Below are 10,814 nucleotides of genomic sequence, written 5' to 3'. Positions count from 1 at the left end.
TTTCTCAATAGCACCACAATAGTAATTTATTGTTATATTATTGAATATAATGTATTAATAATAGGTTACGATGCATTATTTTGTCAATCATATATTGTAATTTGTCGAACGATTCTTATAAAGCAATAAAAAATAATCCCTAGAAATTTTGTTCTTGGGGATTATTAATATTACTGCATTGTATTTAATTGATTATACTAGTCATTATAAACTCATAATCTAACCTTACTTATGGTACGGTTCACCGTAACAGTTTCAAGTGAGGTTATTCTAATGTCTATTTCATTTTTTAATTATTTGCCGCCTTATATATAATTTCATACCAAATTACAAATCTGCAAATGGCAGAATATAATAATTTCTCTCAGTATTAACACAAAATACAAAAATCATTTCACCCAGCCTAGAGATATTTTTACCCCTTCATCTGTGTTTGTTGTAAATTCATCCGCTCCAATATGAACACACGCTGCCTTACTCACGGCATTTCCACCGATAATTATCTTTACAATATCCCTTAAGCCCGGCTTTTTTTAGTCGTCTACAGTATCCTTCATGGCATCAAGTGTTAGTGTAAGTACGCCACTCATTCCCACAATATTTGGTTTAACTTCTTATACTTTCTCTACAAAGGCACTTACTGGTTGGTTTATTCCTATGTCAATCACTTCTAATCCTGCTGCTTCTGACATAATCTTAAAAATATTTTTCCCTATATCATGTAGATCACCTTAAACTGTACCTAGCACAATTTTCCCAACGGTAGTTGCATTTCCATTACCTATTACTGGTTTTAATACTTCGATTGCATCTATTAATAATTCACCCGCAAAGATAGATCGCCTACAAAGTATTCTCCTTTTTCAAATAAGTCCCCTACAGTTACCATACCTTCCTGACATGCAACTATTGCTTTTAGTCCTTCCTCTTCCGTTGGATTAGAAGTTACAAAGTCACTTAACATTTTCATTATTTTTTTCTCTTCTAAATCCGCTATGCCCTGTTTTAACGCTTTTAAGTCCATTATTATCCCTTCCTTGCTATGTGTGCTTTTGATGTTCCTGTATGTACTTCTTTATAGTAGCGTCATTAACATGATATATATTTACTGCAATAATTTGGACTGGTCTTTTATAGGTGATTGCTACAATACAAATCTTGAATGAATTACTTTAAAATCCTTTTTTCATTGCATTAGATTTTTTTGCTTTTTAAAATCACCTTATCTTCCCAACATATTTTGAATATTTTTTATCCATGATATGCTTCTAGTTCATCAAATATAACCGATGATTTACATTGATTAACTAGCATTATTATTATAATTATAGTGCTTATACTACCTGTATTATTTTTTAGCTAATTCTTCCTTTTCTGACAGCTGCTGAGAATTTTCTGGTATGTCTATCTCTTCCGAGTAGTGCTTCTGTCGCAAAAATTGAACTCATGATACCATTATTTAATGGGTCCATGATAGCTGAATCCATACCAGCATAGATTGCGAGAGTCATAAAATTCTGATTTATAAGTTTTCTTGCCGGCATACCAAATGAGATGTTGCTTAGTCCTGAAGTAATTTTGATTGTAGGATAAATGCCTTTAATTTACGTTATGCTATCGATGAAGTTTAAAAGCGAGTTATTATCTGTAGAAAGTGCCATTACCAATGGATCTATATGAATTCTTTCTGGTGGGATTCCATATTTCGCTGCTTTTTCAACAATACCTTTTGTAATTTCAACTCTCGTTGGTACGTCTTGTGGTGTACCGTGTTCGCTGTCACAAGTTAGTGCTACAACACCCCACTCTGTTCCTTCTATTAATGGGAAAATTACATTCCTGATCTGTTCCTGTTATTTTCTCCAAATTAACAGAGTTAATTAAACCTGGTTTTTTGATAAAAGGGAGAACTGCTTTTAAAAAGAATGGATCTGGACTGTCAATGCATATTGGGGTATTTACTGCCTCTTGTACAATATCAATCAGCCATTTTAATGTCTCAACTTCAACATTTGGTACTATCACTGCACATATGTCAATATAATCTCGCTCCTGCTTCTGCTTGTTGGATTGCTCTGTTTCTGATAAACTCTACATCTCTTTCCTCAATTGCTTTTTTAACTGGTGGGATTACTCCGTTTATTTTTTCTCCTATGATAATCATTTGTGATACCTCCTCGAATGAATAAATTTAATTCTTTTATACTTACCTCTAAAATAATCAAAGGATCATTAATCCTCTGATTATTTGTAACCATTAAAATTTATTACTAAAAAGGATAAACTTACTTTACCCAAGCCTGAGAAATTTTTACACCTTCTGCTGCATTTGTAGTAAAAGCATCTGCTCCTATATGTAAACAAGCTTCTTTAGTTACAGGGTTTCCTCCGATGATAACTTTTACATCTTCTCTGAGACCTGCTTCTTTTAATCCATCTACCGTATCTTTCATCGCTTCTAAAGCGAGTGTAAGTACGCCACTCATTCCAATGATATTTGGTTTAACTTCTTTCACTTTTTCCACAAAAGCACTGACAGGTTGATCTATGCCAATATCATATACTTTAAATCCTGCGGCTTCTGCCATACTACGAAAGATGTTTTTACCGATATCGTGAAGGTCTCCGTGAACTGTCCCTAAAACAATTTTTCCTGCTGTGGCTGAGCTGGAGGAACCGATTACGGGTTTGAGGGTAATAATTGCATTAGTTAAAAGTTCTCCTGCAAAGATCAAATCCCCTACAAAATAATCTCCTTTTTCAAATAGATCACCAACAATCGCCATACCTGCTTGGCAGGCACCAACAGCTTCCAGTCCTTCTTCCTCTGAAGGATTCATAGATACAAATTCTTTCAACATATTCATTACCTGATCTTCTTCTAAATCTCCCATTGCTTGTGTCAATACTTTTAAATCCATCATACTAACTTTCCTCCTAATTAATTAATTAAATTTATTTATTTATTTATACATACATGCACAGCAGTTATGTGCATGTTATGTGTACTTTTCAGAACAGTTCACCTGAGTCGTTCAACTCACCTTTTAAATGAATTGCGATTACTCTTAACCTCAATACTTCGTTAGCTACTGCAACTTTTTCCAGTGTTTTGGGTTCGAATTACATATTGTTAAACTTCAAAAATATATAGTATTTAAAATTGAATAATTCTAAATCCGTATTCATATAAAGTGAAAAACTTATCTAATATTATTTTACTGTGGTTGATTTTTCCCAATCAAAACCCGCTCTAATCATGCAGTTCTGTTATCTTATCATCGTATGCTTCAGGTATAAAACCTACTTATGTTCTAATGATTCTCCGCTTTTACATCTAGACATAATATCCACCTCTACATGTAGTATGTTATGTTAATATTATTCCATTTTTCACTATTTTATCTTATTATAGGTTATTCGTTTACACACATCCTGACGGTTCTTATATACCCTTTTCATACAGTAAATTTTCCCCAAATTTTAAAGCTGCAAGCATGCTTACAAACCCGATGATTAACATTGAAAAAGCAAAAATCAATCCCGGCAAATAAGATTTGGTAGCATCGTAAATAAACCCGTAAAGCGGAATAGCAATTGCACTGCTAAATAACATGGACATTGTAACATAAGAAAAGATATTACTAAAATTTTTCAGGCCAAATACATGTCTTGTAATGATAGGTGGTTCTACCCCAGTCAAAGCAAAAGCTAACCCCATCAACGCCGCCCCGGTAAGGAACACAACAACATGTGCCTTGTAAATTAATAATGAGAGACCGATAACACTCATTACGACAGCGAAAGTTGATGCTTTAACTATTCCAAATTTGTCATTTAGCCAGCCAAGAAGCATTTTACCAGCAATAGCTCCAAGTAAGACTACAGATGCTGCTGTTCCACCTAGAGCGGGTGACATTCCCAGTGATTCTGCATATCCGGGCATAGCAGAATTAAATGCTGCAAGACATGTTGATCCAATTGTAAATATAATAATAAGATATAAGGAAGGCGATTTCAGGGCTCTTCTAGATGTAACACCTGGCAACTGAGTTGTGACTACCGTTTGAATCTGAGTTGCATCTATCCCCTCATTAGCTCCATAAGGCTGTAATCCTATATCGGCCGGTTTATAACGAACAAGAAAAAGGGTAGTTGGTAATAAAACAATTAAACCAATTACACCTAAGCTCAAATACCCCGCCTGCCATCCAAAATCTTGAATGATTATGCTACCGAAGGGGTTGAAAACTGCTCCACCAATACTGGAGAATGCAAATACCACTCCGAGAACTGTCCCCGCTTTTGCTTCAAACCAATTATTGACCAGAATAGGAAGAACCAAAGGACCAATAAAGGCTAATCCTATTCCGCAGAGAGAACCTGCAATATAAAACTGATACATAGCTGTGATTTGTGACATTCCCATAAAAGTACCGCAAACTAATACAACTGCTAAAGAGAGAGTAACTCTAATGTTCACCTTTGGCAGTATTCTTCCAGCAATAAGCATGAAAAACATACTGACAATGTTTTGTACCGCAATATAAGTTGCGACCGTACCTCTACCAACATGAAATGAATCCGCCACTGGTTTAAAGAATATTCCTGAGCAGTTTTGAAATATTCCCGTTCCTACAAACGCTAAAAGACAGGCTGCTACAGCTATAGTCCATGCATAATGCGTTTTCTTTTTACTCATATATACAATTCTCCTTTAATTTAAGTATGGTTAGCCATTGGAAGTATTATAGATGATTTTCCTCCAACAATGGAAACATGGATTTGCCGGTCGTTACTGGTACTGTATTTAACTGGATGTCCATTTAATCTCTTGTGGGATACGATTTGTTAATTATGATAGAAAATCTCCTTTTTAGGAGGTTTCATTATATCTATATTGTTATGCCCACTTTATGACCATGCCGGGCATGGTCATAAAGTGGGCTACAATACTACATCATAATCAATACGGTTACAAAGATACTTAAAAATTGGTTTCTTGTTTCATCATCCGGCAGAAAATCCATGGATTTGATAACTTCGTTCCATCCCTCTGGATATGTACTTAAATTATTTTCTTGACTCATATGATTCTCCTCCTATCCTCTATAATTTCTAACTACTTCATTTACCGCCAGTAAGTTTTCGCGTTTACAATCGTTCCTAAAAGACATCATTTTGTTTTGGCTGAAGATATAACCACCGTCTTGACCTAATTCATCGATAAGTCTCTTCGCATAGTTGACGCACTGATCAGGTGTTCCGTTTCCCAGTAAGTCTGTGGTCATACCTCCCACAAAACAAATGTTCGGTAATTTCTTTCGCATATCAAATATATTGTCCTGTTCCAAATGTATGGCTAAACACCCCTTAGGCACCTCTTGGAAAAATTCATAGAAACGCATCATTTCACTTTCGCAAAATAAGTACATTGTCTTACCATTTTCAGCTAAATTATCAAAAACCTTTTTAAAAGTTGGCCAATATAATTCTTCAAATTGCTTGACATTTAGAATGCTATGACCCAAAATTACGGAGCTCGTATCAAAAGGAATGTCACTAGTATCTGCCAACATTGCCGCTTTAAGTGTAGGAGCTAAAGACATTTCATACATTACGTCTAATACTTCTAGCATCTCAGATTTATGTCGTCTTAAGTCTGATGACAACTCCTTCATCCCTCTTAAAAAATTGAATAACATGTCGAATCCAAACATTAATATAAACCTGCGATCCAATATCAATGGGGATTGATATTTTTCACGAAATATATTACTTATATTTTCAGAATAATTATTAAAGGCTCCAAATTCAAACATAGATTTCTTTAAATTTTCTATGGTTATGTTGGGGTATCTCCTTGGTAATGCTTTTGTCCAGTAAAACTTTGTCGGGTTCGTTTTCAACTCATCATATTCATCACCATTCATAATAGTAATATCATCAACGTTAATAATTTCTTTTTCGTCATCAATTTGATAAAAATGCTCCCCTAGAGGATTAATCATAGCGATGGGGTTCCTAGTGCCAAGATCCATATGAGCGTCAAAATTATATCTTTCTTGAAAATCACAGACTAATTTAAACATTTTATCCCAATCTAGCATAGCTTCACTTAATTTGTACTCTGAATCAAGTATCTTCCACGTCCAAAAGTTTGAAACATTAGGGATTTTATTAGTTTTTTTCATTTGAACAGTGTCTCGAAATAATTGTAATCTTTCTTCCAATAAACCTTGTTCTCTCATTTATTTACCCACCTTTTTATATTTTTTCTTTGTTGTTAATATATCCGCACCAATAAGCTTGCGTGCCTCTAGGTCGTAGGACTTCGTCGTCCTATAATAACGTTTACATTGCCATGAATGTCTTTTCCACAAATGCACTCTCAAGTAGATCAACGACTTCAAAACGAGCAGTTCCTGTCATTAGTTTGAAAATATAACTGCCGATATTATGCTGATATCCATGACTTATTATCAAAGCAGTTGTTCTTGATTTTTCACTGCTACAATTGTTGATAACATGTTATTGAGTATTATTTTCTCCTATGAATATTTCTCTTGTTAATATTAAGTCCCCTACAAAATCTCCAATAATCTCTCGCGATAATATGCTCCTTTGACATGCAGCCGCCACATTCCCAGCTACTTTTTCATCATATGATTATTATGATATCAGCATTATGAGCACCTATTCTTACTTTTAATTCTCCCTACCGCTTTGTCTGTATTTCCAGCTAAATCATCATAACCCACTCCCTTGGATCATATAACATATTATGAATAACTGTCTCAAGCAAACATATTTATACAAAATTATGAATGTTTCATTCATAGAGTCTATAATAGTCTATTGAATTTTATATTGCCATAGCAATTTCATAAGCATCCCAAATAGCTCCCATTAGATTAGATACCTTTGATGCATCTCCAATTAAATGCACATCTGCACCACAATCTTTTATTGCTTCATATAAAGACTTATCGCTGATATATCCAATACTTGTAATAATTGTGTCAGCTTCTAATTCAACAATGTTACCATTTTCCTCAAACTGTACACCTTTCGATGTGATTGCGGTAACCTTTGTACCAGTATGAACACCAATGTTATGAGTCGCTATAAGATTTTGAAGCATCATTTTATTGGCAGAGTTTAAGCCCTGAATTTGTAAAATTTCAGGAAGCATTTCAAGTATTTCAACTTGTTTTCCATTATCTTTTGTTAGGCTATACCCAATTTCAACGCCAGTAAGTCCTCCACCTATAACAACCACTTTATCACCGATTGGCTTTGTCTCCAATAATGCTTCCACTGCGGTTATAACTTTTTCTGAACTTGCTCCATCTACGTTTAACTTTCTTGCAGCGGAACCAGTTGCTACAAAAATAGAATCTGGTTTAGAAGCTTTTATAATGTTTTCATTTACTTCTGTGTTCATATGAACTGTTACACCAGTATCTTTAAGTTGTTTAACATACCACTGTATTAACCTTTTATCCTCTTCTTTAAAACTCATAGAAGAAGCAGGAATGAAAACACCGCCAAGACTATTTGTGCGTTCATATAAATCTACTTTATGTCCTCTAAGTGCACTAACTCTCGCTGCCTCCATACCGCTTATACCGCCACCGATGACCATAATATTCTTTTTAACATCAGCAGGTTTAATTTCATATTCTCTTTCCATGCCAACCTGTGGATTAATTGCACATGAAGTATACTTTCCATCGAAAAATCTCTCCAAACATCCTGCATGACATCCTATGCAAGGTCTGATATCTGCTAAATTATCAGTCTGTACTTTATTTACCCATTCAGGGTCAGCAAGTAGTGCTCGTCCAACAGAAATAGCATCTATACTTCCACTTGCAACAGCTTCAGCTGATATTTCAGGATCATCCATTTTACCTGCACATATAACGGGAATATCAACAAATTGTTTTATATATTGAGCATCTGCCAAGTTGCATGCTTTTGGCATATATACTGGTGGGTGTGCAAAATACCATGATTCATATGTGCCATTGTCTGCATCTAAAGCATCATAACCAGCATCTTGGAGAATTTTTGCTATTTTAGCACTTTCCTCTAAATCACGGCCAAATTCTTTAAACTCTTCTCCAAGAAGGGCACCTTTATCAGTACCAAATCCTTTCATATAGCTTTTAACACTATATCTTATCAAAACAGGAAAATCTTTTCCGCATTTCTCTTTTATTGCTTTTACTGTTTCTGTAGCATAGCCAAGTCTGTTCTCTAAGCTTCCTCCATATTGGTCTGTACGACGATTAGTACATTCCATAGAAAATTGGTCCATTAAATATCCTTCATGAAGTGCATGAACTTCTACCCCATCAAAGCCTGCTTGCTTTACAGCATAAGCACCATCAGCATAAGATTGTATAAGAAATTGAACTTCTTCTGTTGTTAATGCACGATGCATAATTTCAGGATGCCAAACATTTGGATTTTCTGATGAAGAAATAGGGTCATCATCTAGAAAGAAACCATCCTTACGATTTCTGCCACCACCGTTTGCTATTTGAATTATAATTTTTGCACCATACTTATGGACTTCCTCGGTAAGCTTTTTAGAAGCTTCTATATAAGCATCACCTGCTGTTGCCAATGTAGCTCGCATTGAGTCCAACTTATTCTGACATGCTATACCTGTTGTTACAATTAATCCTACACCACCTTTAGCACGTGCAACGTAAAAATCCACACCCTGTTGATTAAAACTTCCGTCAGGATTTTTTGAATGTGAACCCATTGGAGCCATTGCTATTCTGTTTTTTACTTCCATTGTACCTATTTTCATAGGTTGAAATAATGCATTGATTTTATCTTTCATGATGAATCATCTCTCTCCTAATAAATTTTTAACGAATGTTACCGCGGTATACATTAATTGTACACTGCGGTATACTAAGTGTCAACATTTTCACATTTATAATTTATATATATTTTTATAATTATGATATAATGGCATATATGCATCGGAGGGATAAATGTGATAGGAAAAACAAAACCTAAAATTTTAGTTAAATCTATTGAACTTTTTAAGAAAAAGGGGTTTGACAATGTAACTATTAATCAAATATGCGAAAGCTGTAATATTACAAAGAGGACATTCTATTATCATTATGATTCAAAGAAAGCTCTACTTTTAGATTATTTTTCTTTAGTTGATGATGATATAGAAACTACCTTAAAGAATATAGATACTGAAGCAACATGGCTTGATAAGTGTTGGATGTTGAAGCAAGTTTATGTAAGAGGAATTGCTAACTTAAATGCAGATATATTAAAAAACTTACTTATAATTGATATGGCACAACAAAATCTTATGTTCAGTTTTGAATTAAATGATTTTGATCCTAAAAAGAAAAGATTGCGACAAATCGTTATTGAGTATACGCGCAAAGCACAAGAAACAGGAGAAATTTGCGACGATATTTCTGCTGTAGATTTATCACATTGTTTTGCATCTGCATTTTTGGGGTTAGCCGTAAACTGGAGTTCAACAGGGGGGGACTATGATTTGGTAGAGGCATCAAAAAAATATTTCGATTTAATATACAAGAAAACTTCAAAAGTGCCTAAATAGGACTTGCTAAACGGGTCACAGCCCCTAAACAGCAACCTATTCTTTGAATGTATTTGTATTTTTATAAAATTGAAGCTGTACTAATTTATTCCAATATGGCTTCAAGTAATTATTATGTGTGTATGATATGCTCACCTTATAGTAGATACTTCCTCATTCACTTAAGGTGATTTATGTGCAGTAACATTCTCACTTAAATCGAGTAGGAGGTAATTAATTATTTTAATTACCGTCCTCTCACACCACCAGAGCATACCGTTCGGTATACGGCGGTTCATTAAGACAATCTTACTTTCGTATACTGTGAAGATAGACTTTTATAACCGCGACGAACTAATCTTTCATCTGTTATGGTTCTATTAAGAATCGGACTACCAGATGAGTTTATGTCCATCTCTTTCAAGTTCTTTATCTAAATCATCTAAAAGTATATTACTAAGAAGTGGACTAAGTGGTCCACCCTGAATTGTGCCTTCTTCACTTTTTACTACAACTCCATTTAGCATAATACCAGATACCAAATATTGACGTATTAATTTCAAAACAAGAAAGGCAATTTTTGTGTAGGTGTAGTTTTACAAATACGATGTATTTATAGATTTAAGCGTCGTAATAAATAATGTCAACATAAGAACAACGTTTTATAAATAGGGATGAACTTTATCTGAAAGGAGGAGAATTGTGATATTAATAATTGAGTTAGTTATACTTATAACTGTATCGTTAACTATTTCTACTTTTTCATTTTTGCAGAAAGGGCCTTTAATTTCAGTTATGTATTATATGTCAAATAAAGAAGAAAGAATAAGATTAAAAACAAAAAAACGATATTACTTTATTGGAACTATCTTCTTAGTGTCAGCAATTCTATTTGGAATTGTATTAGTAGGAGAAATATTTAAATTACCTCCAATGCAAAAACCTTTAATTGTTATTTCAATTGTTCTAAGTATATATTTTATTATTAGATATACACAACTTGAATTGGAAAGAATGAAAAGTAAAAAAAACAAGAATTAATGTCTATATTATACAAATTAACTATAAAGTAAGTCACAAAATTCTTAAATTATGAAACAACAAGGGAACTCTATGGGGTAGTGTAATAAATTTTGTGTCTATGGTAAAAAATAACTCTTTAATGGCAAGAATTTAGATATGAATTCAAACCAGTAAGGAGTTTTTTAATATGGGA

Annotated in this window: 8 protein-coding genes and 3 pseudogenes; 2 read left to right on the top strand and 9 right to left on the bottom strand. The window is 33.9% G+C overall.

Features of this window, described 5'->3' with window-relative positions; genetic code table 11:
• Nucleotides 1-389: 389 nt before the first annotated feature.
• The 8 genes and pseudogenes from GC105_RS13085 to GC105_RS13060 form a co-directional block, all read right to left on the bottom strand.
• A pseudogene (locus tag GC105_RS13085) lies at nucleotides 390-1,027 on the bottom strand (cobalamin B12-binding domain-containing protein).
• Nucleotides 1,028-1,355: 328 nt separating this feature from the next.
• A pseudogene (locus GC105_RS13080) lies at nucleotides 1,356-2,164 on the bottom strand (methyltetrahydrofolate cobalamin methyltransferase).
• 121 nt (nucleotides 2,165-2,285) lie between these two features.
• Nucleotides 2,286-2,924 carry a cobalamin B12-binding domain-containing protein gene (locus GC105_RS13075; protein ID WP_152805558.1) on the bottom strand — a complete coding sequence of 213 codons (639 nt, stop codon included), beginning with the start codon at nucleotides 2,922-2,924 and terminating at the stop codon, nucleotides 2,286-2,288.
• Between the two features lie 521 nt (nucleotides 2,925-3,445).
• On the bottom strand, nucleotides 3,446-4,702 hold the full coding sequence (locus GC105_RS13070; RefSeq protein ID WP_152805556.1) for an MFS transporter: 1,257 nt from the start codon (nucleotides 4,700-4,702) through the stop codon (nucleotides 3,446-3,448).
• Nucleotides 4,703-4,955: 253 nt separating this feature from the next.
• Nucleotides 4,956-5,090 (bottom strand): hypothetical protein, encoded by a 135-nt coding sequence (locus GC105_RS17515; protein ID WP_281350133.1) that lies wholly within the window; start codon nucleotides 5,088-5,090, stop codon nucleotides 4,956-4,958.
• 12 nt (nucleotides 5,091-5,102) lie between these two features.
• Entirely contained in the window at nucleotides 5,103-6,251 is a 1,149-nt protein-coding gene (locus tag GC105_RS13065) for a uroporphyrinogen decarboxylase family protein (RefSeq protein WP_152805553.1), read from the bottom strand.
• 103 nt (nucleotides 6,252-6,354) lie between these two features.
• Nucleotides 6,355-6,486 carry a hypothetical protein gene (locus GC105_RS17510; protein WP_281350132.1) on the bottom strand — a complete coding sequence of 44 codons (132 nt, stop codon included), beginning with the start codon at nucleotides 6,484-6,486 and terminating at the stop codon, nucleotides 6,355-6,357.
• Nucleotides 6,487-6,865: 379 nt separating this feature from the next.
• Entirely contained in the window at nucleotides 6,866-8,863 is a 1,998-nt protein-coding gene (locus tag GC105_RS13060; protein ID WP_152805549.1) for an oxidoreductase, read from the bottom strand.
• Nucleotides 8,864-9,022: 159 nt separating this feature from the next.
• Between GC105_RS13060 and GC105_RS13055 the strand changes: the two genes are divergently transcribed.
• A complete protein-coding gene (locus tag GC105_RS13055) occupies nucleotides 9,023-9,619 on the top strand; it encodes a TetR family transcriptional regulator (protein ID WP_152805546.1) in 597 nt (198 codons plus the stop codon).
• Nucleotides 9,620-10,002: 383 nt separating this feature from the next.
• Here GC105_RS13055 and GC105_RS13050 read toward each other — a convergent pair.
• Nucleotides 10,003-10,164 (bottom strand): annotated as a pseudogene (locus GC105_RS13050) (group II intron reverse transcriptase/maturase); the annotation flags it as partial.
• 136 nt (nucleotides 10,165-10,300) lie between these two features.
• On the opposite strand from GC105_RS13050, the gene GC105_RS13045 reads away from it, so the two are divergent.
• Nucleotides 10,301-10,639, top strand: a complete 339-nt coding sequence (locus tag GC105_RS13045; RefSeq protein ID WP_152805543.1) for a hypothetical protein — start codon at nucleotides 10,301-10,303, stop codon at nucleotides 10,637-10,639.
• The last annotated feature ends 175 nt before the right edge of the window (nucleotides 10,640-10,814 follow it).

This window comes from Alkalibaculum sporogenes (assembly GCF_009362815.1).
GTDB lineage: Bacteria > Bacillota > Clostridia > Eubacteriales > Alkalibacteraceae > Alkalibaculum_A > Alkalibaculum_A sporogenes.
This window is presented reverse-complemented; position numbering and strand designations above follow the sequence as displayed.

Bases quoted from the DNA above. Each gene is read 5' to 3' on its own strand.
- GC105_RS13075 (WP_152805558.1), bottom strand. From the start codon at position 2,924: ATGATGGATTTAAAAGTATTGACACAAGCAATGGGAGATTTAGAAGAA.
- GC105_RS13070 (WP_152805556.1), bottom strand. From the start codon at position 4,702: ATGAGTAAAAAGAAAACGCATTATGCATGGACTATAGCTGTAGCAGCC.
- GC105_RS17515 (WP_281350133.1), bottom strand. From the start codon at position 5,090: ATGAGTCAAGAAAATAATTTAAGTACATATCCAGAGGGATGGAACGAA.
- GC105_RS13065 (WP_152805553.1), bottom strand. From the start codon at position 6,251: ATGAGAGAACAAGGTTTATTGGAAGAAAGATTACAATTATTTCGAGAC.
- GC105_RS13060 (WP_152805549.1), bottom strand. From the start codon at position 8,863: ATGAAAGATAAAATCAATGCATTATTTCAACCTATGAAAATAGGTACA.